This window comes from Paenibacillus sp. P46E (genome assembly GCF_001909095.1).
GTDB classification, from domain to species: domain Bacteria; phylum Bacillota; class Bacilli; order Paenibacillales; family Paenibacillaceae; genus Paenibacillus_AQ; species Paenibacillus_AQ helianthi.
Genome location: NZ_LVYZ01000027.1, coordinates 63,528 through 90,421 on the forward strand (window position 1 = coordinate 63,528; position 26,894 = coordinate 90,421).

The following is a 26,894-nucleotide window of genomic DNA, read 5'->3' on the forward strand; positions in this document are numbered from 1 at the left end:
AAGTACCAGGGCTTAAAGTATGAAAAAATCGTATTTTGGGCCCTGGTTATGAATAATAATGAGATTTTTAATATTATTTTCCTTGATAATTATGTAAAATCTGATTGAGATGCATTGTATTTTCTTGGAACTCAGAGTGTTAATTAAGGAGGTATTTTGATGAATGTTGGAGACAAGCACTTTGAGCAAAAAGATATACAAACAATACTTAAACACACCCTACTTACTGGGTATCTAACACGGTGGGCGAATGTCTTCATGAATGCATCCTTTGGTACCAAGATTGAAAAGTGTCATTTTGTTGATTGTTTTGCGGGTAGAGGTATATTTGGAGACGGCGAGGCTGGCTCACCGATAATCGCAACCGAAAATCTTTTTAAAGTACAAGAGTCGTTCAAACAGAACTATAATAACAGGCTGCAGTTCAATATCCATACAGTTGAGACCGAGGAACAATACAATGATAAATTAAAAGAACTTTTTCATAGGTTTGAGAATCGATCAGGTAAAGTATTTAACCGCCATGGGCAGTTTAATATAGAACTTGAAAAATTGATTGGATTCACCAAACGTGATCCTGCTCTTTACTTTATTGATCCATTTGGTTACAAAGGTGTACAAATGAGTGATATCCAAAAAATTATAGCAGTTAATCGACATGAAGTTTTAATTAATGTTATGAGCTATTCTATTGTAAGAAATTATAATATTAAAAGTAGTCATGCTGAATTAAAGAGATTTTTTGGAGTGGATGTAATTCCCCCGGACCTTAGCGAATATATAAAGTTAAGTTCTGATAGTAAATTTTTAAAGAATACGAAATTGCGATTTAATTTTGAAAAACTGGAAGATAAAATTCTTGACATGTATGAATTATCTCTGAGGAGAAACTCCATTGTTCCGCTTTATATTCTAAAAAAACGCATCCATAGTAATATCAATCCCAATATCTATTTTCACCTGTTATTTGTAACTAGAAGTCGAGACGGGTTAAAAGAGATGAAAGATGCCATGGTGGAATATGATTCACTTCGTCCAAAAATAGAAATGGATTACCAACTTAAGCATGATATTGACAAGGCATTTTGGGCGGATGACTTTTTCTCTGAAGCCAACAAACTGGAGCAATATTCTTATAATGATTTTGTGGGGGAGTTTATTAATAAATTTAATAATGACGTAACTACTTATGGAGAGGTTATTGATTTTTTTCTGCAAAATTCACCATTACCATTTCGAAGTAAGATAAATAAGAAAAGCATCTATGATTTTAGTATGGACCTCTTTAAAAAGAATATATATGTTAATTGCTCTAGCCAATCATTTGCAAATTATAAAAGTGCCAGTGCTGATAACCTGGAGATCAAGGCTTCATTTCCTGCTGGATATAAACCTAGGGAATACACTACTATTGAGCAAATCACTTTATTTTAAATCCTAATTTTTTGTATATATGATATAATTTACACCGAGAGGGGGCGGAGAAATGTCTGCATCAAAATCAAATATTGAATGGACAGAGGCGACATGGAACCCCGTGACTGGATGCTCCAAGGTTTCTGAGGGATGCAAGAATTGTTATGCATTAACTATGGCTAAACGCTTGCATGCAATGGGTAACCCTAGATATTTGAATGGTTTTAATGTAACTTTGCATGATGATCTTATTGAGGTTCCATTAACATGGAAACAACCGAAAAGAATTTTTGTAAACTCTATGTCCGATTTATTCCACGAGGATGTACCGTATGAATTTATATTAAAGGTTTTTGAAACAATGGAAAAAGCCCATTGGCATACATTCCAAATACTCACCAAGCGATCTGAACGGTTGATGAATCTTGCTCGCGATTTACCCTGGCCTTCAAATGTCTGGCAAGGAGTAAGTGTGGAAAATGAGCGTGTAACGTTTCGAATAGATCATCTGAGAGAGGTGCCAGCAAATCGAAGGTTTTTATCCTTGGAGCCGTTGTTGGGTCCTTTAGACAACTTAAATCTTAATGGTATACATTGGGTTATAGTTGGCGGGGAATCAGGTTTTGGGGCAAGACCAATGAAAGAGGAGTGGGCAACAAGTATTCGTGATCAATGTCTCGACCAAAAAGTTGCATTTTTCTTCAAACAGTGGGGTGGTGTGCAGAAGCATCGCACTGGAAGAATCTTAGAAGGAGAGGTATGGAGTCAGTATCCATCAGAATCTCAAATGCAGGTTGTTGACAATTAAAACTCTTAAGAGATTAAAGATAGGAGGAAAAGTATGGACTCTTTATTCACCACTAATATTTTTTTAGATACCTCTACTTTTATCAAAATGAATTTCGATTTTGAAAATTTTTTACTTACTCGACTTGTACAACTTTCAGAGGATGAGCATATTACTATATTTACAACTGAGGTAACAAAACAAGAGATTATTTCTAATATACAAGACATGGTAGACGAAGCAAGAGCTCCAATTAATAGTATAAGGAAAGAAGGGAGAATTCTTCGTAATATAGCTGATTATAACGCGATTTTTGATAGAAAAAGGCTGGACAACGTGGCTGGCGAAATTATAGGGAATTACGAAGATTTCAATAAGAGTACGGAAACAACTATTGTTTCAGTTGAGGGGATTTCCGTGAGATCATTAATGTCATTATATTTCAATAAGCAAGCTCCCTTCAGCAATAAGAAAAAATCGGAATTTCCAGATGCTATATCATTACTTGCATTGGACAAATGGTGCGGAGATAATAATCAGAATATGTACATAATAAGCACCGATAACGATTTGTCTGAGTATTGTGCTGACAATTCTAGGCTTTCGTATTTAAGCAGCATTGACGAATTTATAGATTTGTTAGTTAGCGATAGTGAACACCAGCATTCATTTATTGTTTCTGCTTTTTTGGTTCATGGAGAATTACTAGAAGAATCTATAAAAGAGGAAATTGAAGACTTCATATTTGATATCTGGGACGACGATGGCGATGTCGATAGCATCAAAGTGACAGGAGTAGAAATAATAAATGAACCCAATATTGTAGCAATTAATAATAGTAGAGCCACATTAACTTTTGATGCTCAAGTTGATATCGAGGCGGATGTGTCTGTTCTTGATTATAATGATTCATATTATGATAAGGAGGAGGGCAAGTATATAATTCGGAATTATAATAATTTTAGTGTGGAGGATGATATTACAGTGTCCTTCTCAATGGAAATAGAGTTCAACATTAATGATAAAACTGAGTTTGATATTATCTCTAACAAGATTACTAATCAGTATCTTTCTATTAATGTAAATAAAGATGAATATTAAATGATGCTAAAGTAGTGGGGACGCGTCCGCTTTATCAACGCTAAAGCCTATTAAACGGCAAACAACAAAACAACTACGCTTTCGCAGCCTAAGAAACTGTGTGCGTGCTTCTACTCTGCATCGTCCATGTGACAGGGATAGGGGCTAACAAATAGTGGAATACGCTGTCTCATCTCCGCCTGGGGTGAGCTGAAGAAGATAATCAGGCTGACCCGAAGGGGACCCGGTTACGGGGGGCTTCTAGGGTGACATCAAATCCGTGACTACACTCGTAGAAACTTATGTGCCGTTATCTTCGGACAGGGGTTCGACTCCCCTCCCCTTCACCATGTAAATCCACAACCGCATGAGGTTGTGGATTTTTATTTATCCTTAAGAAGAATTTTGTTAATTGCTTACCATCTACGGATGGACGGTAAGTAAGAAGTAGAGTTTGTAGTAGATATTTCAAGAGGGTTGCATACGTTATAGACGATCGCTCATGTTCTAAAAGAACATTCCTTTTTGATAGAATTCACCTTTTTAGTTCTCCTGGGCATAGAGTCAGCCTATGGTCTTAATCTTATGAGAGTCTGTTATAATCAGATGTAAAGGTGAAATAATTTACAATTGATAAAGTATCTGTATTCTGGAAGACGTAATTTATTCTGGCGGAGGACAAGCAGTGATTCTTAATATCTCAATATGTGACGACGAACAAGTTGAAATCAAATATTTAGCTATGCTTATACATAAGTGGGCTGTGGCGAATAAGCAGAGAGTGATCATTGAAACCTTCGAATCGGCCGAGGCTTATCTATTTCGCTATACAGAAGATAAGAACACGGATATTCTGCTCTTAGACATCGAGATGGGGGAAATGAACGGCGTGGAGCTTGCGCATCATATTCGGCGTGACAACGAATCGATGCAGATTGTGTTTATTACGGGGTTCCCCGATTTCATGGCGCAGGGCTACGAGGTATCGGCTTTGCATTATTTAATGAAGCCTGTGAATGAAGAGAAATTATTCTCTGTGCTAGACAAGGCGTACAAAAGTCTGAGCAGAGCAGAACGCGTAATCATGCTGAACATCAATGGAGAGAGCGTACGTATCCCCGTTAATAATATCCTTTGTGTCGAGGCGTTTGCTCATGCTGTCGCCATTGAGACGACTGACGGTCTATACAATGTAAAGCAATCCATTACCGAGATCGAACATCAGCTTGAAGAAGGCTTTATCCGCTGCCATCGATCCTATATTTCTGGTCTTAGGCATATCAAACGAATTACCAAAACAGAAGTCATACTTGATAACAATAGGGTATTGCCGCTTTCACGCCGATCGTATGACAAGGTAAATCAGGCTTTTATCCAATTTTTTAAAGGGGAATGAAGATGGGGCTAGCCAATTTTCTTTTTGGCCGAATGCTAGATCGCCGTATTTCTGCCTATCAGAATGATCTTATGGCAAAGCACGTTAACGAAGTGCAAAATATGTACATGCAGATGCGCGGCTGGCGACATGATTACCATAATCATATTCAGACCATGAAGGCGCACCTTGCACTCGGTCAAACGACCGAGCTTCAGGAGTATCTCGGTAAACTCGATACGGACTTATCGACTGTCGATACAGTCCTCCAGACTGGTAATATTTTAATAGATGCGATTCTTAACAGTAAGCTGTCGCTTATTGCCACAAAAGATATTTCTGTCAATGCAAGGGCAACTGTGCCAAGCAAGCTTCAAATCTCCGAAATTGACCTCTGTGTGATCATCGGAAATCTGCTTGATAATGCAATGGAAGCATGCCTGAAACAACCCATCCCATCCGAACGCTATATCCGCGTATATATCGGAGTATTGAAGGAGCAATTATATATTTCAGTATCGAACTCAGTTAGTGGAGAAGTAATCAAAAACGGAAAAGCCTTCATCTCGACTAAAAACAGCGCTACCCATGGCTTCGGGCTGATGCGGATTGATCGGATCGCAGATAAATACAATGGTTATGTCAACCGTCAGCATGAAGAAGGTGTGTTTGCTACGGAGGTTATGCTGCCGCTTTAACCATTCGTGCTTGAATGTTAACCATTCATGTAATAATCAGTCGTCCCTTTCCATGATCTGTTAGCCTAATGGCAAGGAGGTATGTCGATGAAAAAAGAGAAGAATACAAAGCCATTATATTCATTGCCAAGTAATGTCCTATTTCTGCTGCGTAAATCTTGGCATGTGGACAAAGCACTGTTCTTGGCGATCTTGGCGCGAATCCCTATAGTCGTGCTATTGCCGTTGCTCGGAGCTTATTTATCCAAATTTGTAGTGGAGCTTGTGTCGAATGGTTCGTCTGCAGGAACCTTGGTTACTTATGTGTTGTTTATATCAGCCGCACTATTGTCGCTTCACTTGCTGAATAACTTTATGACCGCCATAATCGCATGGAGATCCTACGGTAATCGCTTTTTATATATTAATATGAGTGGTAATAAAATCATGGATACGGACTATGACAACATCGAAGACCCTGACGGGCAAACCAAAATGCAGAAGGCCTTAAATACACTTGGCAACGATAGTGGCGGAACACAGCAACTTTTTTCTCAATTCGTCAATATTTGCGCTAATACTATCGGCCTTATCACTTATTCGGCCTTGATTATTGCGCTTAGCCCGTGGCTTGTGCTGCTGCTCTGCGTGATGACTATAGTCAATTATTATGTCAATAAGAGCCACAATTACTGGGTACATCGGAATAAAGATCAATGGGTGCCGATCGATCGCAGGCTTGGTTACATTAGCAATAAGGCTGGAGATTTTGAGGTTGCAAAGGATATGCGTCTCTATGGCATGTCCAACTGGTTTAAAGATGTATTCGCAAGGCTGCTTACAGATCGGATGCACTGGATCAAGAAAACAGAAAAACGCGGCTTTGGCATTGATACGTTGTCGGCAATGATGACCTTTATTAGAGACGGGATCGTATACGGAGTATTGATTTACCAAGTCACCCAGAACGAGATTACGGTGGCGGAGTTTGTGCTATACTTTGCGCTAATTTCCCAATATTCCGGCTGGCTACTCGGCTTGGTCGATTCCTACAATGAGATTCAGAAGACAAGTCTCGGCTTTTGCGATGTACGCGAATTCCTTGATATGCCTGACCATTTCAATCGTGGAGAAGGCGTGAAATTACCATTAAGCTCCCCGGAAATTGAGTTCGATCATGTCTCCTTCAGCTATCCAAATAGTGAAAGCGATACCTTAAAGAACTTAAACTTTAAAGTGAAGCAAGGAGAAAAAATTGCTCTGGTAGGGCTTAATGGTGCAGGTAAAACGACACTGATTAAACTGCTATGTGGTCTATATCAATCCACAGAGGGAGTTATAAAGGTAGGGAATGTGAATATTACCGAGTATAGTCGTGATGACTATTACACGCTATTGTCGGTTGTGTTCCAGGATATCAGTCTACTACCGATTTCGATTGCGAAAAATATCGCCTTGTGCGAGGAAAAGCAAATAGATAGCGAACGACTCGAACAGGTATTGAAGCTGTCGGGGCTGTATGAGAAGGTGCAGAGTCTGCCGAATAGAGAAAACACCGTGCTGCTAAAAAGCATTCACGACCACGCTATTGATTTATCAGGCGGCGAAAAACAAAAGCTTGCGCTGGCAAGAGCGCTATACAAAGGTGGCAAGATCATCGTTCTAGACGAGCCGACTGCTGCACTCGACCCGATTGCGGAGAACGAAATGTATTTGAAGTACAACGAATTAACATCAAGCGCAACTTCGGTATTCATTTCCCACCGATTATCAAGCACTCGCTTCTGCGACCGAATACTCTTTCTTGAAAATGGTGAGATCATCGAGGAAGGCAACCATAGTGAACTTATGAAGCTTGGAGGCAAATACGCCGATCTCTTCAACCTCCAAAGTCACTACTACAAGGAGGTTGTGGAAGTATGAGGCATTTGATAGATGATATTCGCTACATCGTCAAAGGACTGCAGGAAATCCGCCGAATCCGTCCATGGCTGCTTTCTCTGATTGTTCTCAGAGCGATTTTTGATGCGGTCTCTCCCTTTGTCAATATTTATATGTCTGCGCTTATTATTGACGGTATCGTCGACGGGAAATCCTTTCAATCTTTAATCGAGTACGCTGCCATTACCATATCATTAAATTTAATAGTTGCTCTGATTATCAGATTAGTGAGCAGACTCATCTCTACTTTAGAGGCGGAGTTTAAACACCAATATGAAATGGGATTGAGCCAGAAAATTATAGACATGGACTACACAAGCGTCGAAAATCCTGAGACACACCGTTTGAGAGAGAAGATTAACGAAATCCGCAATATCAACAGCGGAGGAATATGGAGGCTATTTTTTTCATATCAGGAGATCATCAAAAGTCTGTTTGTCATTGTCTTCTCGGTAGTGCTTACTTTTTCGTTGTTTACACTAAACGCCAGCCACGAATTGACGGGGATATACGGCTTTGCATCATCATCAATCTCTTCGATGATCTTGGGGGCGTGCATTCTTGCAAATGTTATGGTCAGTATGTACGCAAATGCAAACATGACTCAAAAGATGCATCAAACTGCGAGTGGAATCATCTCATTCAACCGGGTATTCAATTATTATTTTAACAACTATCTCCCTGCCTATCGCGCAGGAAAAGACATTCGGATCTATAATCAGAAGGCATTAATCGAAAGCGAATCTATGGCGTTGTACAATGACATTAATGTGGTGTTTAGCAAGCTGTCTAAAATTCAAATGAAATATTCGGGCAGTACTACGATTTCGACAGTTTTGATCACGACCCTAGTCTATCTGTTTGTCGGATTAAAAGCATTGGCGGGATTGTTCGGGGTTGGTTCTATTGTAAAGTATGTGGGAAGCATAAATCAGTTTACCGGCGCTTTTACAAGCTTCATGACTGAGCTCGCTGTACTTCGCGCAAATAACGAAAGTATGAGGATCTATTTCGACTTTTTAGATATCCCCTCAAAAATGTACCAGGGTTCGCTCCCCGTTGAAAAGCGTGCGCTATGCGTTGATGGCGATAATGATTACGAAATCGAGTTTCGAAATGTCTCCTTCAAATACCCTTCGTCAGAACAGGAGACGCTTCGTAACGTATCGCTCAAATTTAAAGTTGGCGGAAAGCTCGCGGTTGTGGGTATGAACGGAAGCGGTAAGACAACCTTCATCAAGCTGCTTTGTCGGCTATATGATCCGGCTGAAGGGGAAATTCTACTCAACGGTATTAACATTAAGAAGTATAGTCATGAAGAGTATATGTCGATTTTTTCGGTTGTTTTTCAGGATTTCAAGCTGTTTTCATTCAGTTTAGGTCAGAATGTAGCGACCAGGGTCGATTACTCTAAGGCCAAGGTTGAGGCATACCTAACGGAAGCGGGCTTCATGAAGCGGTATAGCACAATGCCGAGCGGAACTGAAACATGCTTATACAAGGACTTTGACGAAAAGGGTGTAGAAATCTCCGGTGGAGAAGCGCAATTAATTGCGCTAGCACGCGCGCTGTATAAGGATGCACCGATTATCATCCTTGATGAGCCGACTGCCGCACTCGACCCGGTAGCCGAATTTGAGATTTATTCGAAATTTAACGAGATCGTCGGCAATAAAACGGCAATTTACATCTCGCACCGTCTATCTAGCTGCCGCTTCTGCGACGATATTGCTGTATTTCACGAAGGCGAGCTAATTCAAAGAGGCAGTCATGATGCGCTAGTTTCCAACAAGAGCGGAAAGTACCATGAGCTATGGTATGCTCAAGCGCAGTATTATGAGGTAAATAATGACGTTGTGGTAGAACAGAACAGCGTATCTAAACATCTTAACATGTGACATCGGCGAATTGTGGATTTAACAAGCCACGGTTCGGCTCCATATGGAGTATTAGTGAAGACACCTTAAGGGGTGTCTTTTTAGTTTTAGTGGCTGTTTTGAATTATACGTGGCGTTGAGATGAATGGTGCCATACAGAAATGTAAAAATTGGTTGTAACACTCAGCAGTATAAATTATAATTAGTGTCAGCTTGTAGATTAATGTCGAATAATGTATTTTCTTTCAGATAATCTCAATAATAATAGGGCACACTCGTTGAAAAACGGGGTCGCAAAACTACAGGGGCTATTACATTTCCAATTTGGATATGTTATGCCAGCCAGTTACCGAAGGCAAGGAAACCTCTCCTTTTCGGGAGAGGTTTTTTGTTGCAATGGGCCTGATTCATAAGGTGGGGGAACATTGAGTATATTTAAAAAGTCGATTGTATTTATCATAGCTCTGATTATTTTTGGACTACTAGGTAATATGCTCAACCTATCCCTATTGCTGGGGGTCAATTTTATCTTCGGTAGTATATTTACTTTTTTGATATTGCGGATATATGGTCTTAAATGGGCTTTAGTGGCATCGGCTATTGTAAATGGTTACACTTTGTTTCTTTGGAATCACCCTTACGCTATGCTTGTTTTTGTGCTGGAAACTTTATTTGTCGGCGTCTTCTACAGAGGGAAAAGGATTGTTCTTATTGATAGCCTATATTGGATGATTTTAGGGATGCCTCTCATATGGGTATTCTATCGTTATGCCCTGGATATGAATTTCACCGCTTCCTTGCTGGTTGTGCTTAAGGATGCCGTGAATGGTATTTTAAATGTACTGATTTCCAGTTTAATCTTTACTTATCTGCCTCTTATTAAATGGCCATCATTCCAAAAACGCAAGATGTCGAGCTCTCTTCATGATGTGCTTTTCAACATATTTGTCACGTTTGCCTTTATAACTTTGCTTCTGGTGACGGTGATGATCGGTCATGAACAGTATCACAACATGAATGAAAAAATAAAGTCAGAGACTGAACGAGATTCCGCTATCATCCGCAATGATCTCACAGAGTGGGGAGAAGTTCATGTTGCCGCAGTGAATACTTTATCGATGGTGGCGGCTGAGAATAGGATGGAAGAGATGGATTCACTGCAGCGCCAAATGGCTTATCTACTGGCGTTATATCCGGATTTTACTACTTCATACATTGCTGATCGCAACGGAGTTACAAAGCTGTTCTCTCCATTACTAAATAACAAAGGAAATTCAACGATTGGCTTAAACTTCTCGGATCGGCCTTACTTTGAATATATGAGAGAAAAACACCAATTCGTTGTTTCCGATGTGTTTCTTGGAAGAGGTTGCGTTGCCGAACCCATTGTCGTTGTGGGCTCCCCTATTATGATTAGCGGCGAATTTACAGGGGCGGTCGTAGGTGTTCTAAATCTTAACTATGTTACAACGGAGTTAAAAAAGCTGGCGAATAATAGACTAATGAATGTCACAATCGTAGACCGGAATGACAGGGTTATTGCGAGTACTCGTGATGATCTGGCCGTTATGAACCCGTATAACTGGGCAGAAAGGGGCGAAGTAAGTGAAATAATTGGCGGTTTGTATCACTGGTTCCCGGATGCTATCAGAAATCCAATGAACAGATGGGGAGAATCCTCCTATTTCAAGATCATGACAATTCCGCAAATGGGTGATTGGAGTATTATTGTCGAGACACCGATTGCCCCCTATCGTGACCGCTTGTATAGCTACTACATAAAAATATTCAGTATTTTATTGGCCTGTGGATTGATATTTATTTTTATTTCTAATGTAATCAGTGAAATCATTGTTCGACCGATTAAGCTTTTAACCTACACAACCACTAATTTACCTGAGAAAATAGCCGAGAACCAGATTGTGAACTGGAAAGGCAGCTTTATAAAAGAAATTAATACGCTTATATCTAACAGCAAGGATATGGCCACCAGACTTCAAAGCATGTTTGCTGAGATTCAACACCTCGCCTATTACGACAGCTTGACCGGCTTACCCAATAGAGTCTCCTTTAATCAACGATTACAAGCTTACTTGGAGGAAGCCGGCGACCATGGTCATACAGCCGCAGTCCTGTTCATCGATCTCGATCGGTTTAAGATGGTAAATGATACATTCGGTCATATAAATGGCGATCAGTTATTAAAGCTGGTAGTTGTGAGGGTTCAAGAATGTCTTGGTCAGGATGCGATCCTCTCAAGAATGGGTGGAGATGAATTCATCGCCTTACTTCCCAATGTGACCCGTGAACAATCGGAACAAATTGCCCAAGCTGTTCTTGCGGCATTTAAGATACCCATTTCGCTAAGTGATCACGAGGTGTATACCACACCAAGTATTGGTATCAGCCTCTTTCCAAGGGATGGAGACAGTGGGATGGAACTTATTAAGAATGCAGATCAAGCGATGTACATGGTTAAAAAGGCAGGGCGTAATGGTTATAGTTTCTATGAGGGGAAGCTTAATACGTCATTGTCAAACCAAATGAGCTTGGAGACAATGCTTCATAAAGCTTTAGATAATCATGAGTTTGAATTATTCTATCAGCCCCGGATGGAATTGAAGACAGGCCAAATTATCGGAATAGAGGCTCTGATTCGATGGCGCCATCCAGTTCAGGGCATGATTAGCCCCGCGGAATTTATACCGATTGCCGAAGAAAGCGGACTGATTAGCCCTATTGGAGAATGGGTGTTACGGACAGCTTGTTCGCAGAATAAAGCTTGGCAGAATGAGGGCTACAAGCCAGTCTGTGTCTCCGTTAATCTATCCGTAAGGCAATTCAAGGATAAGGATTTGGTTCGGAACATCTTTGGCATCTTGAACGAGACCCAGCTTGATCCACGATACTTGGAGCTGGAGATTACTGAAAATATAAGTATGAACAATGAAGATCAGGTACTCTCCACTTTACAGGAGATAAGAAAGTTAGGCGTTAAGATCTCCATTGATGATTTTGGCACTGGGTATTCTTCATTGAACTATCTTGTGAACTACCCAATCGATTTCCTTAAAATGGATCAGTCCTTCGTTCGTAACATTCAGAGCCAATCCAATGATGTTTCCATTGTGAAAGCTATCATTTTCCTCGCACATGGCATCGGTTTAAAAGTTGTCGCGGAAGGCGTTGAAACGGAGGCACAATTGAACTTGCTCCGTGAATTGGAGTGTGACGATGTCCAGGGATATTTAATAAGCAAGCCAGTACAATGTGAAGAGGTAAGGAACTTCTTATAAGGGAGTGCCGATACACGAGTGACATCAAAACTGTAACTACACTCGTAGAAACTTATGTGCCGTTATCTTCGGACAGGGGTTCGACTCCCCTCGGCTCCATATGGAGTATTAGTGAAGACACCTTTCAGGGTGTCTTTTTTCGTTTTATCGTTTGTTTTGGACTATACGTGGCGGTTATTAAGCTTACTATGATGTGGTTTTTGAGGCTTACGGTTAATAGATACAGTGGGTTTCACTGAGCTTATACGGAGACGGGAGGCTTTGGCCTTCACGTAAACAGTGAGAATTACAATTCCCTTCGGCGATGAGGATTGTGCCGATCTCAACCCGTTTTCGGTAGCCGTTTCTTGTTCGATTATGGATACTTATTTATTAGTTCACTGACTGGATTAAAGTTAAGTTGGGGGAGAGGTCACTTGTGCACATGTCATGAGCATCTACTCATGTAAAATATGAATTATTTCAATTTGCTTTACTGTATAATGACATTTATCTAAAACAAGAAGAATACAAGGTTTAGCAGGATCGAGAAGGATGCAATCATAATTTTATACGACTATTGTGGAGGTATGGTTATCATGAGTAGAAGTTTTCTTCTTTTGTATGGGGTCGGCGGCAGTGGACCCGATCATTGGCAAAGATGGTTACAGCAAGAGCTGGTGAAGCAAGGTGAACAGGTCTATTTTCCTGATTTTCCAGACAAGGATCAGCCAGATAAGGATGTTTGGCTTGACTATTTAACTTCTGTTCTTGAAGAAATTCCGCAGGAGGAAGAAGTAATCGTTGTAGCCCACAGTTTAGCGTGCATTATGTGGTTTCACTATGCGACTTCACATCCGAAACGAAAAATTCAGCGAGCGATTCTGGTAGCACCGCCTTCGCCATTTTTGAAATATGAGCCTGTGATGACGTTTTTCCCTGTACCGGAAAACTTGGCTGAGATTGCAACGGTGGCGGAAAAGGCGCTGTTTGTTTTATCCTCAACAGATCCTTATTGTTCGGTAGAAGATGTTTCTCAATATTTAGATTTAGGGGTCCCTTGCGTTATGTTGCCCAAAATGGGTCACATCAACGTAGAAGCGGGCTACGGTCCATGGCCGTGGATTCTCGATGTGTGCTTAAACCAGCAAGTTACACTATGAAAGAGTGGACGAACAAGGTGCTTAATGATCAGTGATTCTGATCAAGAGGTTATAGCTCAACATTGCAAAAATCATGGTAAAAAACGAACTCATAAAGTCAGTGACCAAACTGATCCAATTCTGGTTTAGAAGTTAATACCCGATATTTCACACCTCCCGTCCTGCGGTTGTGGGGAGAGAAGAATATGGCTCCTTACGTCCCACCCGTAGCTTCATATGGAGTAATGTAAAAGACACCTGAGGGTGTCTTTTACATGCCCTTATGGCCAAGTCATAAGTAACTAAAAACTAGATTGTACACTAACTGCGTTTCAGTAATTTGCCACATGCCATGCTGAATATTTTGCACAGGAAGGACCCTAGTGTTACGTCCACTTGTTTATTCATATTAAAAAGGTCTTACCCCATGATAACCCGTACGGTGTTTTCTGCCTGCATTTTGGTGAGAGGAATTAGGTCACCTTGAATTTCCTCACCGTTAATGACGATATGGGTAACTCCTTTTTGTACGCTGTTCTTGTTCTCCACCTGAATGTTCAGCTTCAATCCCCGGAATTCCCGCACCATGGAGAAGTCTGTCCAGTCGGAGGGCACGCACGGATTGATCCGAAGGCCATCGATCTGTGGTTGTACTCCCATGATGCCCTCCACTAGAGAGACCATCACGGTCGAGGCAGTTCCGGTGAGCCAGTGGACATGTGCCCGGCCTTGATAGGGGCTATCTTTAGACTCAACGAACTGACCATGTACGTAAGGCTCAAGTTTGCGGATTTCGGCTTTATCATTCATGCTAGCGGGGCTGCAGTTCAAGAAATACTCGAACGCACGTTCACCGTTGCCGATCATCGTTTCCGCCAGAATGAGCCATCCCTGCGGCTGGCTAAAGATGCCGGCATTTTCTTTGGTTGACGGGTTGAAAAGGGCCATCAGTGCTACGGGCAAACCATATTTCCGGAATGGCGGATAGAATAGCATGGTGCCATAATCGGTACGCAGATTCTCGTACACTTTGTCCATGGAGAGCTTCGCCTGATCCGGGCGGGCGGCACCGCTTAGTACGGACCAGCTTTGCGGATTCAGCCAAATTTTTGCCTCATCGTTCTCCCAGGACCCAATGGTATAGTTGTCTTCGGTGAACCCGCGGACGAACTGATTGTTCTCCCAAGCATGCTTCTGAATGTTTTCATCGAGCTCATCGAGCAGGCACTGTGCCCACACTACGTCGTCAGGCTTGCTCTTATTTTGTGCGATTTCAATGAACACTTTGAAGGCCATATACAGCTGGAAGGCGACGAACAGTGATTCACCCTTGGCTCCAAGACGCAGACAATCGTTCCAGTCCGCATGAAGCCCGACCGGCATACCGTGCGCACCCATACGGTCAAGGCTGAATTGAAGGGCCTGGCGCAGATGCTCGTAAACCGTGGCTTCGCCTTGGTCTGAATAGGGAATCACTTCATCCGTGAAGTCCCAGTTACCGCTTTCATTCAAATACTTGATGGTGGTCGGGAATAGCCATAAGGCATCGTCGGCACGATAATGAGGATGACCGGTCTCACGCACGTATTCCGGATCGTCGGGTGTGCCCTCATGTCCGGGGTTATGGTTGAATTTTACGAGCGGCAGACCGCCGCCGTTGGAGACCTGAGCCGAGATCATCAGCCGCAGACGCTCAAGTGCCATCTCATGGTCCAGATGGATGATGCCTTGAATATCCTGCACGGTATCCCGATAGCCGAGTCCGTTACGCAGACCGGAGTATTGGAAGGAGGCCGCACGTGACCAGATGAAAGTGATGAAGCATTGATATGCATTCCAAGTGTTGATCATGTTGTTCAGATTGTCGCTTGGTGTCTGGACCTGGAAGCGGTTAAGCTTACTGTGCCAGAATGCCTTCAATTCTTCAAGTTCCTTGTCGATAACGGACAGATCCTTATAGCGGTTGAGAATTTCGGATGCACCTCGCTCATCATACTGTCCCAGTAAAAATGCAATTTCCTTCTCTTCTCCCGGCTGCAAATCTACGTTGATCTGCAGGGCACCGCAGGCATTGGTGTTATAGTTCAGCGAATTGGCACATTGGCCCTTTTCCACGGAGGACGGATTGCCGTAACTGCGGTAATCACCCAGGAAGGTATCCCGGTCGCCATCGTAGGCGGTTACCTCCGCACCTGCAGCGCCGAAAAATCTCCAGCTTTGCTCCTCGGGTGTGTTTTCGTTGATCACTTGCAGAATCTTATTGTTGTTGTAATAGGTCCGTGAAATGAACAAAGTGTATTGAAGGTTCACAGTATCCTGTTCGTAATTGTTATCGTTGGTGAATTCGACAAATCCGAAGAGTGCCAGCTTCCGGGCCTTGGAGCCATCATTGCGGACCTTCATGCGCCATACTTCGTAGGATCTGTTCAGCGGCACGTAATATAACGATTCTGTATGAATGTTGTCGTAATCCGAGACGATGTTCGTGTATCCGGTTCCATGATGGCACACAGATTTGTACTGTTCCAGATCCTTGCCCACCGGCTGCCAGGAGCCGGACCAATAATCCCCGTTCTCCAGATCTCTCACGTAAATGTAGCGTCCCGGTTCGTCCTTGGAGTTGAAGTGATACCTGATATGCCGCCCGTTTGCTCCAGATTTTACAAAGCTATAGCCTCCCGCGTTGCCAGAAATGATGGCGCCGTATTCCGGCGATCCGAGGTAGTTCGCCCAAGGTGCAGGGGTATTCGGTTTTGTAATGAGATATTCTTTGTTCTTTTCATCAAAATAACCATATTGCATAACCATTCCTCCTATTAAAGTGGTTAACTGGCCATTTATAAACGCGCGTTCACAAATGGGTATAATATCCAATCCCAATTTTATTATAAGATAGTTTCAGTTAGTCTATAACCCCATATTTAAGAAAAAAGCAACAAAATATTGAGTGTTTTTTCTAGCTTAATACACCCTTCCACTTCAGATGAATATTGCTATCTCTCTTGCTTATGGTGCTATGGTGATCTACCAAATATTTTGTTTTTTGATATACGTATTTTTAAAAGGATTTTATTGGGATTGCCTGATAGAATCACTGTATGTCGAGTATGTGTTTGTTATGGATAGGAAGTAAGGAATGCGATAGGGATGTCCAAACTACAGTTACACTCACAGAAGCTTATGAGGGGTTATCTTCATTCAGTAGCACGATTTAAGAGTTACGCCCATAGTGAAATCAATCTGCTAAAATAGGATCATATAAATTAAGTGAGGTTGATCGAAATGGAATGGGTTCGAAACATCCGCTACGGTTCTCGAAATCAGGTAACGACCAAGTGGAGAGACACTATTCCACTCACTATGTAAAGTTGCCAAATCCCAAGTAGCCCAACTAAAAGTCAAGGAGGCTTCATTATATGAGGACAGAAGCAGAGCAGCAGTTGAACGATGGCCCTAAAATCCGCAAAGAAAAAGTTATTGTTTCAAAAATGATCGGTATATATTGTAAGAAAAAACATCATAAAAAAGAGCTCTGTGAGGAATGTCAGAACGTAAATGAGTATGCTATGAAAAGACTATCCCACTGCAAATTCGGTGAAGAGAAAACGGCTTGTGCGAAGTGCTCTATTCATTGTTATACACCGGTTTACCGTCAAAAAATCAAGGAGGTTATGCGTTTTTCAGGTCCATGGATGCTGCTGTATCATCCGTTGGAGTCGATAAGGCATATCCCAATACCGGATAAGTTAAGAAAATCAATTTCACGATAGCTATCTTAGCAAGTTGCTTGGTTTCAAACCCTCCAGTAAGACACCACCCCATAGACCATTTGTTATACTGACGTCCTAAGACTTATTTAGGAGGTTAGAACATGGTATTACAGGTTAGAAATTTAACCGTTACATACGGTCAGAAAAAGGCTGTCCATCACATTAGCTTTGAAGTAAAGCCGGGGCAAGCCTTTGGATTGCTAGGTGCGAACGGGGCGGGGAAATCTTCAACCATTGCTGCAGTGCTTGGTATTGAAAAGAGCATTTATGATGAGCTTATTATCATTGGTAAGTCACCAATACGCAATCGAAAGGAGATATTTGAACAAGTTGGTGTGCAGTTTCAAGAAACCAATTTCCAAGATAAACTAACCGTTTCCGACGCATGCGAACAATGGCGGTCACTCTATAAAACAACTGCTGACTTACCTGCTTTACTACAAACCTTTGGGTTGGCAGATAAGGAACAGCAACTGGTTAAATTACTTTCTGGTGGGGAGCGACAGCGGCTGGCTGTACTACTTGCTCTAATTCCAGAACCGAAACTAGTTTTTTTGGATGAACTGACAACAGGGCTTGATACAAAGGCACGTCGTATGCTGTGGAAGCAGCTCGCAACAATGAAGGAAAATGGTTTGGCGATTGTATTAACATCTCATTACATGGATGAGGTTGAAGCATTATGTGATGAGATATTAATTCTGCGGGAGGGTCAAACCATTTTTCATGGAACCATTCAGGAAGCGTTAGTCGTTAGTAGGAAAACAACGCTCGAAGACGCATATTTATTTTTGGCCGGTGAGGAGGAATACTGGGGATGAGTACAATGTTTACGCTCTTAAAAATAGAAGGTAAGCTGGTATGGAAAGGCATTGATATTTTAATTTTCGGTATATGCTTTCCGGTCATTTTGGCGGCTTTGTTTGGTTACGTGCTCAGTAAAGATGCATCGGCAGGTTCATCTAATTTTGAATTATCTTACGCAGCCGTTATCACTATTGGTGTGCTTGCAACGGGCGTAATGGGGCTACCATTAACCATTGCTGATTACCGGCATCGGGGTATTCTGAAACGGTTCCAAGTGACACCTGTATCACCTTTACAGATTTTATTCGCCCAAGGTATTATTCAGCTTTCCTCTGCCCTTGTTTCATTTATGGGTGTTACTCTCGTATATTATTTATTTTTTGATTATCAAATAATAGGCTCCTGGCTTATATTTTTGAGCGTGTATGCCTTTGTTATTTTAGCCATGTACAGTATTGGCACTTTAATTGGCAGTGTCGTACCTGATCAAAAAGCAGCTAATATGTGGAGTTCTATTGCGTACTTTACGATGTTATTGTTCTCAGGTGCGACCATTCCATATGAAGTGATGCCACGTTTCGTTCAATGGATAATGGATATATTGCCCTTGTCACATGGGATTCATTTATTAAAGCTGGTAAGCACAGGTAGAGAAACCGAGGGGATGACAGTGCCATTTTTGATTCTAGGCATTGTTACTGTGATCAGCTTGATTGGGTCATTCAAATTTTTTAAGTGGAAGTAGGGTTGAGGGATGTACCAAACCAAAGAAATTGCAGCAATTGTCGGGGTACATCCCAACACTGTACGGATTTATGAAGAATGGGGATATATCTCTGCTGTTCCGAGAGGTGTGAATGGCTACCGCATGTATTCCGACTTGCATTTATTTCAACTAAAAATAGCTAGAATCGCTTTTCGTTGTGAAATTGTTCAAGGGCTCATTCGGGCAAAGGCTAGAGCCATAGTTGAAGCTAGCGGTAAAGCCGATTTTACTCAAGCACTAGAACATGCACAAGCCTATTTGTCCCATCTAGAAAAGGAATATAACCGGGCGCTAGAAGCTATTGAACTTTCGGAGCAGTGGATATGTGGAATAAAGTCTACACCTACTCCAACGTATACTCGCAAAGAGACTGCTCGGGTTCTGGATCTCTCCACTGAAGTGATTCGAAATTGGGAACGCAATGGATTAATAACAGTCCATAGATTTTCTAATGGCTCCCGGGCATATACAGAAAATGAAATAAAACGATTGAAAATTATTCGGACCTTAAGGACGGCACATTATTCGATAAGTGCAATCCTTCGGTTGATGAATCAAGCAGAGAACATGAGGTGGACTAATCTTAATATCAGGAAAGTGCTCAACACACCTGAAGATCATGAAGATATTATTTCAGTGACAGATCGATTAGTCTATTCATTGGAACAAGCCATTGAGTCTGCAAAGGAGCTTATAGGGATACTTAGGGTGAAACTGAACGGAGAGATATGACATTGTAATCATGAATCTCACGAGAGAGAGCGTTAATTCTATAGGTGACATCAAAACTGTAACTATACTCGTAGAAACTTTTGTGCCGTTATCTTCGGATAGCAGTTCGACTCTCCTTAGTTTCCACACGCCCGTTCTATTTTTATGCAATTTGTTACAACTCTGCCCCCTTATATCCCATCTTTCGATAACCTTTCACTCTTTTCTTGAACATCGCCATCAACATAGGGACCTGAAGGTCGATATAATCATATATTTTAACTTCTTCTTTATTCACATGACTTCGGTGCAAGCGGCCCGCGTATTGCTGCAAGGTGCCTGACCAGGAGATAGGATGGACCAGAAATAAGGTATCCAGTCTGGCATCATCGAAGCCTTCGCCGATCAGCTTGCCGGTAGCGATCACTACCCGTTCTTGATCGTCTGGAATAGAGGCGATTTGCGCGCGTAGAGCTTCTCTCTGCTTTTTTCCCATTCCGCCTCTAAGTACAATTACATTTTTGGCAAAAGCCTGCAATCTCTCTGCAAAATATTCAGCATGAGCGGTCCTTTCAACCAGCAGCAGTGGAGAGCGGCCTTCATCCAGACAGGTAAGCAAATCATCAAAAATAAGCGTGTTACGTTCCTCGTTATCTACAAGCTGCTGATAGATGTCCTGGATACCGGAAGCCTGTTCCCCTGACTTGATCTGAAAGTGAGTATAACGGGGGACTACCCTTAATGAAAATCCTCTGGAGCTGCTTAAGGTTTTGGCATCCACCTTCAATAGCACTGGTCCAAGCTGGAACCGTACGATTGCTTCTTGTCCGTCTTGTCTTTTAGGTGTGGCAGTTAAGCCGAATACATACTTTGCTTTGACTTCCCGCAGAACCTGTTCGAAGCTGTAGGCGGATACGTGATGGCACTCATCTACAATGACTTGGCCGTATTCACTTACGAAGGGTTTAACCTCCCCTTTATAGTTGAGGCTCTGAATGACAGCGACATCAATGAAACCTGTCCTTTTGTTTTTGCCGCCGCCGATCATACCGATAGAATGTTTGGGAACTTCGAGAAAGGTCTGCAAACGTTCCTGCCATTGTTCCATTAGCTCCCGGCGGTGCACTAGAATAAGGGTGTTTGTCTTTCTTGAAGCGATGATGCTGGCTGCTACGACGGTTTTACCAAATGCGGTTGCTGCCGAGAGAACGCCTATATCCCGGTTTAGAATCGCTCTGGCTGCTGTATCCTGAATAGTGGTCAGTGTACCGGTAAACTCCGCTTCTATTGAAGTTCCTGACGAACGTTGATCGTCAATTGATACTTTTACCTGATTTTGCTCGAAAAAGGATAATACATCCTGCAGGCATCCCCTTGGAAGAACTACATAATTCTCTATATCCTCTGCGCATGAGATGACCCGGGGTTTACCGTAGGTGGAGAGTCGCATAGCTTGTGCTTTATAAAAATCCGGGTTGGAGAAGGAAGCTATTTTGATCAGAGCATGAATTGCACTTGAGGGAAGTCCAGATTCGAGGACATAAAGACGATCCGAATGTAGGACCTGTATTTCAGCAGGCAAAGGTTCCATCAGAACCTCTTCTATCTGAGTCTGGTGCTCTTGTAACAAGGTCAATCTATCTGCTTCGTGGTCTGATCCCGCTGTAATACTGTCATTGTTAAAAAGCCCACGCTCCCCGTGCTTGTATATAAATTGCTTCACCTGGTCTTCGCCCATCTTGCCAAGTTCGGATAATATACCCCATTGGTCAGCATAGGGCTCAAAGCGTTCATCAACAAAGACACTGTTTCCCTGTTTACGCGGCCCACCTTGAAGGGGGAGAGCAATGAGGTTGCCGAATCCGCCTTTGGGCAGCGTATCCTGATTGGGAAACAGGCGATCGTAGGATTCCATGCCGATCTGATATCTCTTGTTCATGGTTAAACTCAGCAAGGTCATTCCAAATCTTCTGGCTGTAGCCGCCTCAATATTTTGACTGAAGAAAATCCAGATGTGCCCCCCATTGCCGGAACGCGAGCGCTCTAACAGCGTGGGGATTTCATGACTTTTACATAGCTGCATCACGGCGGCAACGTCCTGCTTCCAATCATGCTTGTCAAAATCCATTGCCAAAAACCAGCAGGTCTCATCCGGCAGCATTGGATAGATGCCAATCGTTCGGTCTTGTCTTGCATCTAAATGGGCTGACAGCACTTCACTTGTAAGGTGTAGGAAACTCTGGTGTTTGCAAACTGAGCATTTCACTCGGGGTTTCTCGCAAACGGAAGTCCACTCATTGGCGCAGTCGGGCGAGTATCCGGACTTGCCTTGTTTGTTGCTCCAGCGAATCGGATATACATCATCTCTGCCACGAAAATAACTCTTATAAAGAGCGAGCTTGTCCTCTACGGTAGAGTACTGGTGAACATTAGTTTCTCCAACAGTTGTCTCTTTGCTTTCTTTTGCCGGGGAGGTGGAATATGACATTATTGGTTCATTCGTACTTGTTGTATCGTCGTCATCCAGAACTCCTAGGAGACCTCTTAACCGGGTTATTTCTAGTTTAAGTTCTTTAATATGCGCCAAAGCCGCGTTATATTTGTCCTCCAAATTGTCCATTGATTAGTCCTCACGTTTTATTTATATTATACCTTGTAAGCTGCAGAGTAATAATTCTGGAAATAATAAACCAAGTTTGTAGATCGATGCAACGAATTGATGCAGAGCAGTCAGGATATTGGCTGGGGTTTTGGAGATGGGATGATGGAGTTGTATAGCGATTATTTAGGACACATGGATGAAGAAGACGACCTTGAGTAGCTTATACGGACGGATTATTTAACCATAGGGATTGTGTTTTCAAATGAGGGATTATGTTGGAACCATTATTGATCCTGACCAGATTGATTGCAGGAGAAGATATCCGGTGGAGATACTGCCAATCTTTAAGTAACCTGATGCCTGCCATGGAGATTTTAGATGAAGTCACCATTATCGACAACACCAGTGAACCTGAGGTTGTGGCAGAGATCAAGCGTTCACAGATTAGCTTTTGCAGAGAAGAGATTCCTACATGGGCTAGGGGAGCTTTGAAATTGTACTTGTGTTAAGGCCCTTTTTGGGAAAGGGGTTCTACACGGTTGACAGAAGAAAAGAATAGAAAAGTATGGTCTTTCATAAAATGAACCCGTACTCTTAAACCATATGGTTTCAAGGTACGGGTTCATTTTATTTAAATTATATGGCTTACCCAGTATTCTTTTCAGGATAGCACCTAGCGGTTTTGTGAACTTCCTTTGTATTCGTATTCACTATATAAGTAGCCATACACCTCCCTTGCTACCTGTCATTATTTGTTGTTTTAAATCTAGCAAATAGAAACACTAGTATTTTAGATTTGAAAAGGGGGAATAGGGAATGGGAGCCTGTCGTATATCAATGGTAAGGATGGACACAGTAGGAAAGCATTTTCCGGAGCGAAGAGAAACAACCGCTTTATTAAAGAACTCGAACGATCGGGTGGAGGTCTGACTCTGGTTTAGAAGATGCCGCCCGATATGCTATAATAATTGTAATTATTCAACCGGAGGTGTCCAAGATGCGATGGGATGAAGTTCAGGAGCGTTTTCCTAATGAATGGGTCGTTCTCGAGGCGACTAAGGCTTATTCTAAGGAAGGCCAGCGTTTTATTGAAGAGATGTCTGTGATCGACTCCTATGAGGATTCTACCAAAGCATTGAAGCGGTACAGTGAGTTGCACCAGGAAGATCCACATCGCGAGTATTGTTTTTTTCACACCTCCCGTCCTGAGGTTGTGGCGCGAGAACGATATGTGGGGATCAGAGGTCCAAGATGAACATAACGGAAATCTATGGGCTTCCCTTCGTATGTATGACAGTTGTGTTTAGGGGCAGAGAGTTAAGGCTTGAGAAGGTGTTACTTGATACAGGCTCTGCCAGTACGCTTCTGAATGCGGATATCGTCCAGGAGGTTGGCATGGTTCCTGAAGGAAATGATATCGTTGATATTATACGGGGTGTAGGTGGTGTAGAGTATGTGTACACCAAATACCTGGACTCGATTATAGTCGATGAAGCAATACTTAAGGATTTTCAAGTGGAAATCGGGAACATGGACTATGGCATGGAGATTGACGGCATCCTTGGTTTTAACTTTTTGAAACAAGCAGGGGCTGTGATTGACACTGAAGAAATGCAACTGAAAACTAACGTTTGCTAAACGGCTATCGCGTACATTTCCAGCAGCAACCCCCGCCGAATTGTGGCTCTGCATGTCAACCCCTCGGCTTCCATATGGAGTAAAGTAGAAGACACCTTTAGGGGTGTCTTTTGTCATTAGATCGGTTGTTTTGAGCGATACGTGCGAGATGGTAGTTGCCTTTCATACAAAAAGCCTCTCCTGTGGTGGTAGTTTCGTCCACCATTCTTAGGAGAGGCTTATTTAGTAAATGTATTAAAATCTGCCGTAGAACGCATTCCGGTAAATGTCGGCAAGTTCTTTGACAAGCGGCATGCGGGGATTGGCTGTTGTGCATTGGTCCTCGAAGGCGCGGTCGGCCAGATAGTCGACTTTCGATTCGAAATCGGATGGAGCGAAGCCGAGATCCTGGAATTTCTCAGGAATGCCAAGGGATTGGTTCAGTTTGCGGATAGCCATAATCAAGCTGTTCACACCCTCTTCCGTGGTGCGGGCGTCCATTCCCAGTATTCTGGCGATTTCTGCATATCGTTCATCGGCGATGAAATAGTTATATTTCGGAAATGATGCGAATTTTGACGGTTTCTGGGCATTATACCGGATAACATGCGGCATCAGAATCGCGTTCGTCCGCCCGTGCGCCGTATGGTATTCACCACCCCACTTATGCGCCAAGCTGTGGTTGATGCCAAGGAAGGCGTTGGCAAAAGCCATGCCTGCGATCGTTGACGCATTATGCATTTTCTCACGGGCAAGCGGGTCCGCGGTATGGAAAGATTTCTCCAGGTACTGGAATACCAGCTTAATGGCATGCAGTGCCAATCCATCGGTATAGTCACTGGCCATGACAGAAACGTAGGCTTCAATGGCATGCGTCAACACGTCCATTCCTGTATCTGCGACTGCTGTTTTTGGCAGGGAGTACACAAGCTCCGGATCAATGATCGCCACGTCTGGCGTCAGTTCGTAATCCGCAAGCGGATATTTAGTATGTCCATCTTTTTTATCTGTGATTACCGCAAACGAAGTTACCTCCGAGCCTGTTCCTGAGGTTGTCGGGATCGCAACGAATTGGGCTTTAACCCCTAATCGCGGATATTTGTAGACCCGTTTACGGATGTCCAGAAACTTCTGTTTTAGCGAATGGAAGCTGGTATCCGGGTATTCGTAAAAGAGCCACATCGCCTTCGCCGCGTCCATGGGCGAGCCGCCCCCCAGTGCAATGATGCAGTCGGGCTGGAAGTTTTCCATCATGCGGGTCCCGCGTTCCACTGTTTCTACAGACGGATCAGGCTCGACATCAGCGAATATTTCAACCGAAACAGGATTAGTGCGTTTTCGCAAGTAATATTCGATTTTTTCCACGTATCCGAGCTTAACCATCATGGCGTCCGTAACAATAAGCACCTTGGAGATGTTAGGCATTTTCTCAAGATACTGTGTGGACCCTTTTTCAAAGTAGATCCTAGGCGGAATTTTGAACCACTGCATATTTACCCTCCGGTAGGCGACACGTTTGATATTGATCAGGTTCACTGCAGTTACATTGGAGGTGGTTGAGTTTTTGCCGTAAGATCCGCAGCCTAAGGTGAGTGACGGTAGATTGGTGTTGTAAATATCGCCGATCGCCCCCTGTGTTGAAGGAGAATTGACAATTACACGTCCGGTCTGTAACCGTTCTGCGAAGGCCTCAATCACTTTATTATCCTTAGAGTGAATGACAGAAGAGTGCCCCAGACCGCCAAAAGTGACGATTTCCGCTGCACGATCAATGCCTTGTTCGGCGGAGGTTACCTTATAGCATGCCAGAACCGGGCTCAGTTTCTCAGCGGACAGCGGGAAGTCCGTTCCCACGCCCTCCAATTCGGCAACAAGAATTTTCGTGTGCTCAGGGACTTGAATACCGGCCATCTCGGCAATTTTGTAAGCGGACTGACCGACAATAGCGCCATTGACCGCACATTTCTCCCCGGTGATTACCAAACCCGAGACCGCTTCTGTTTCCGTTTTATCTAAAAAATAGCAGCCGTTGTCCGTCATCAATTTGCGAACCTGGTCATACACCGGATCCTCAATGATGAGGGCTTGCTCAGAAGCACAGATCATCCCGTTATCGAATGTTTTGGAAAGAATAAGATCGGTGACCGCTTGTCTGAGATCGGCCGTTTTTTCAATAAAACAAGGGACATTTCCGGGTCCGACGCCAAGCGCCGGCTTTCCTGTACTATAGGCGGCCTTCACCATGGCGGAGCCGCCTGTGGCCAGGACCAGAGCTACATCCGGATGGTTCATGAGCAGTTGTGTCGCTTCGAGCGACGGATTCTCGATCCACTGTACACAGTGTGGCGGCGCTCCTTCTGCTACTGCTGCCTCCAGCAGCGTTTTTGCCGATTCACTGCTGCATTTCTGCGCGGAAGGATGAAAAGCAAAAATGATGGGATTTCGCGTCTTCGTGGCGATCAGTGTTTTAAAGATTGTCGTAGAGGTCGGATTTGTAACAGGCGTTACTCCAGCGATAATCCCAACCGGTTCGGCGACCCGCTGGAAATTCTCATAAAGATTTTCTTCAATAATCCCGACGGTTTTGTTATTTTTGATGCTGTTATAAATGTATTCTGAGGCAAAAAGGTTTTTCGTGATTTTATCTTCATATACGCCGCGTCCAGTTTCTTCAACCGCCATCTTGGCGAGCAGCATATGCTTGTCCAGTCCTGCGAGTGCCATGGCTTGCACAATGCGGTCAATCTGCTCTTGATTCATGGACAGGTACGCTTCTTGCGAAGCCCGGGCACTTGCAACCAGACGGTTGACCTCTTCCTGGGCGGTAAGCTTCTTATCGGTGATGCTCTCGTTGCCTCCTGCTTGGCTTTCTGTAACAGCCATCATTTTCCCTCCCTGACATTCTACTCGTTTTTAACAAGTACAGTTTTACCTGCATTCGGGTTATTATCCCCGTTCCCAGCCTCTACCGTGTTGACCTTGTGCAAAAAAAAGGCGATATCCCCCATACTACCCATAGATGTACCTTCTTTATATTTACCAAGACGGATC

General features: G+C 43.0%; 19 protein-coding genes, 1 other RNA gene and 1 riboswitch. Of the genes, 17 read left to right on the top strand and 3 right to left on the bottom strand.

Features of this window, described 5'->3' with window-relative positions:
• Window positions 1-159: 159 nt before the first annotated feature.
• The 10 genes from tcmP (at window position 160) to A3849_RS06260 (ending at window position 13,591) form a co-directional block, all read left to right on the top strand.
• Entirely contained in the window at window positions 160-1,434 is a 1,275-nt protein-coding gene (gene tcmP / locus A3849_RS06220) for a three-Cys-motif partner protein TcmP (protein ID WP_074110613.1), read from the top strand.
• Between the two features lie 52 nt (window positions 1,435-1,486).
• Window positions 1,487-2,224: a DUF5131 family protein gene (locus A3849_RS06225; RefSeq protein ID WP_074110614.1), complete on the top strand. Its 738-nt coding sequence runs from the start codon at window positions 1,487-1,489 to the stop codon at window positions 2,222-2,224.
• A gap of 33 nt (window positions 2,225-2,257) precedes the next feature.
• Complete coding sequence (locus A3849_RS32760; RefSeq protein WP_178382618.1) at window positions 2,258-3,304, top strand: PIN domain-containing protein; 1,047 nt, start codon at window positions 2,258-2,260, stop codon at window positions 3,302-3,304.
• Window positions 3,293-3,633: a transfer-messenger RNA gene (gene ssrA / locus A3849_RS06230) on the top strand. Before A3849_RS32760 ends, ssrA begins: the two co-directional genes overlap by 12 nt.
• Window positions 3,634-3,968: 335 nt before the next feature.
• A complete protein-coding gene (locus tag A3849_RS06235) occupies window positions 3,969-4,679 on the top strand; it encodes a LytR/AlgR family response regulator transcription factor (RefSeq protein ID WP_074110615.1) in 711 nt (236 codons plus the stop codon).
• A 71-nt stretch (window positions 4,680-4,750) separates the two neighbouring features.
• Window positions 4,751-5,356 (top strand): sensor histidine kinase, encoded by a 606-nt coding sequence (locus A3849_RS06240; protein ID WP_218619211.1) that lies wholly within the window; start codon window positions 4,751-4,753, stop codon window positions 5,354-5,356.
• A gap of 87 nt (window positions 5,357-5,443) precedes the next feature.
• A complete protein-coding gene (locus A3849_RS06245) occupies window positions 5,444-7,258 on the top strand; it encodes an ABC transporter ATP-binding protein (protein WP_074110617.1) in 1,815 nt (604 codons plus the stop codon).
• Window positions 7,255-9,174 (top strand): ABC transporter ATP-binding protein, encoded by a 1,920-nt coding sequence (locus A3849_RS06250; RefSeq protein ID WP_074110618.1) that lies wholly within the window; start codon window positions 7,255-7,257, stop codon window positions 9,172-9,174. The genes A3849_RS06245 and A3849_RS06250 overlap by 4 nt, the downstream gene beginning before the upstream one ends.
• Window positions 9,175-9,411: 237 nt before the next feature.
• Window positions 9,412-9,507: riboswitch (cyclic di-GMP riboswitch) on the top strand.
• 71 nt (window positions 9,508-9,578) lie between these two features.
• Window positions 9,579-12,449: a bifunctional diguanylate cyclase/phosphodiesterase gene (locus A3849_RS06255; protein WP_074110619.1), complete on the top strand. Its 2,871-nt coding sequence runs from the start codon at window positions 9,579-9,581 to the stop codon at window positions 12,447-12,449.
• 578 nt (window positions 12,450-13,027) lie between these two features.
• Window positions 13,028-13,591 carry an RBBP9/YdeN family alpha/beta hydrolase gene (locus tag A3849_RS06260; RefSeq protein WP_074110620.1) on the top strand — a complete coding sequence of 188 codons (564 nt, stop codon included), beginning with the start codon at window positions 13,028-13,030 and terminating at the stop codon, window positions 13,589-13,591.
• 399 nt (window positions 13,592-13,990) lie between these two features.
• Here A3849_RS06260 and A3849_RS06265 read toward each other — a convergent pair whose 3' ends face one another.
• Complete coding sequence (locus A3849_RS06265) at window positions 13,991-16,372, bottom strand: glycoside hydrolase family 94 protein (RefSeq protein WP_074110621.1); 2,382 nt, start codon at window positions 16,370-16,372, stop codon at window positions 13,991-13,993.
• 614 nt (window positions 16,373-16,986) lie between these two features.
• Between A3849_RS06265 and A3849_RS06270 the strand changes: the two genes are divergently transcribed.
• The 4 genes from A3849_RS06270 to A3849_RS06285 all read left to right on the top strand — a co-directional run bounded on the left by A3849_RS06270 (window position 16,987) and on the right by A3849_RS06285 (window position 19,645).
• Window positions 16,987-17,340, top strand: a complete 354-nt coding sequence (locus A3849_RS06270; RefSeq protein ID WP_074110622.1) for a nitrous oxide-stimulated promoter family protein — start codon at window positions 16,987-16,989, stop codon at window positions 17,338-17,340.
• Between the two features lie 101 nt (window positions 17,341-17,441).
• A complete protein-coding gene (locus A3849_RS06275) occupies window positions 17,442-18,161 on the top strand; it encodes an ABC transporter ATP-binding protein (RefSeq protein ID WP_074110623.1) in 720 nt (239 codons plus the stop codon).
• Window positions 18,158-18,892: an ABC transporter permease gene (locus A3849_RS06280; protein ID WP_074110624.1), complete on the top strand. Its 735-nt coding sequence runs from the start codon at window positions 18,158-18,160 to the stop codon at window positions 18,890-18,892. The genes A3849_RS06275 and A3849_RS06280 overlap by 4 nt, the downstream gene beginning before the upstream one ends.
• A 9-nt stretch (window positions 18,893-18,901) precedes the next feature.
• Window positions 18,902-19,645, top strand: coding sequence for a MerR family transcriptional regulator (locus A3849_RS06285; RefSeq protein WP_074110625.1), 744 nt, complete (start codon window positions 18,902-18,904; stop codon window positions 19,643-19,645).
• A gap of 154 nt (window positions 19,646-19,799) precedes the next feature.
• Here A3849_RS06285 and A3849_RS06290 read toward each other — a convergent pair whose 3' ends face one another.
• The gene (locus A3849_RS06290; RefSeq protein ID WP_074110626.1) at window positions 19,800-22,244 is read right to left on the bottom strand and encodes a TOTE conflict system archaeo-eukaryotic primase domain-containing protein; all 2,445 of its coding nucleotides are present in this window, start codon (window positions 22,242-22,244) and stop codon (window positions 19,800-19,802) included.
• 257 nt (window positions 22,245-22,501) lie between these two features.
• Between A3849_RS06290 and A3849_RS06295 the strand changes: the two genes are divergently transcribed.
• The 3 genes from A3849_RS06295 to A3849_RS06305 all read left to right on the top strand — a co-directional run bounded on the left by A3849_RS06295 (window position 22,502) and on the right by A3849_RS06305 (window position 23,864).
• Window positions 22,502-22,735 carry a hypothetical protein gene (locus A3849_RS06295; protein WP_143191748.1) on the top strand — a complete coding sequence of 78 codons (234 nt, stop codon included), beginning with the start codon at window positions 22,502-22,504 and terminating at the stop codon, window positions 22,733-22,735.
• Between the two features lie 488 nt (window positions 22,736-23,223).
• Window positions 23,224-23,481 carry a hypothetical protein gene (locus A3849_RS06300; RefSeq protein ID WP_074110628.1) on the top strand — a complete coding sequence of 86 codons (258 nt, stop codon included), beginning with the start codon at window positions 23,224-23,226 and terminating at the stop codon, window positions 23,479-23,481.
• Window positions 23,478-23,864 carry a retropepsin-like aspartic protease gene (locus tag A3849_RS06305; protein ID WP_074110629.1) on the top strand — a complete coding sequence of 129 codons (387 nt, stop codon included), beginning with the start codon at window positions 23,478-23,480 and terminating at the stop codon, window positions 23,862-23,864. The genes A3849_RS06300 and A3849_RS06305 overlap by 4 nt, the downstream gene beginning before the upstream one ends.
• A 234-nt stretch (window positions 23,865-24,098) precedes the next feature.
• Here the strand turns inward: A3849_RS06305 and adhE are convergent, their stop codons facing one another.
• Complete coding sequence (gene adhE, locus A3849_RS06310; RefSeq protein WP_074110630.1) at window positions 24,099-26,726, bottom strand: bifunctional acetaldehyde-CoA/alcohol dehydrogenase; 2,628 nt, start codon at window positions 26,724-26,726, stop codon at window positions 24,099-24,101.
• Window positions 26,727-26,894: the final 168 nt, after the last annotated feature.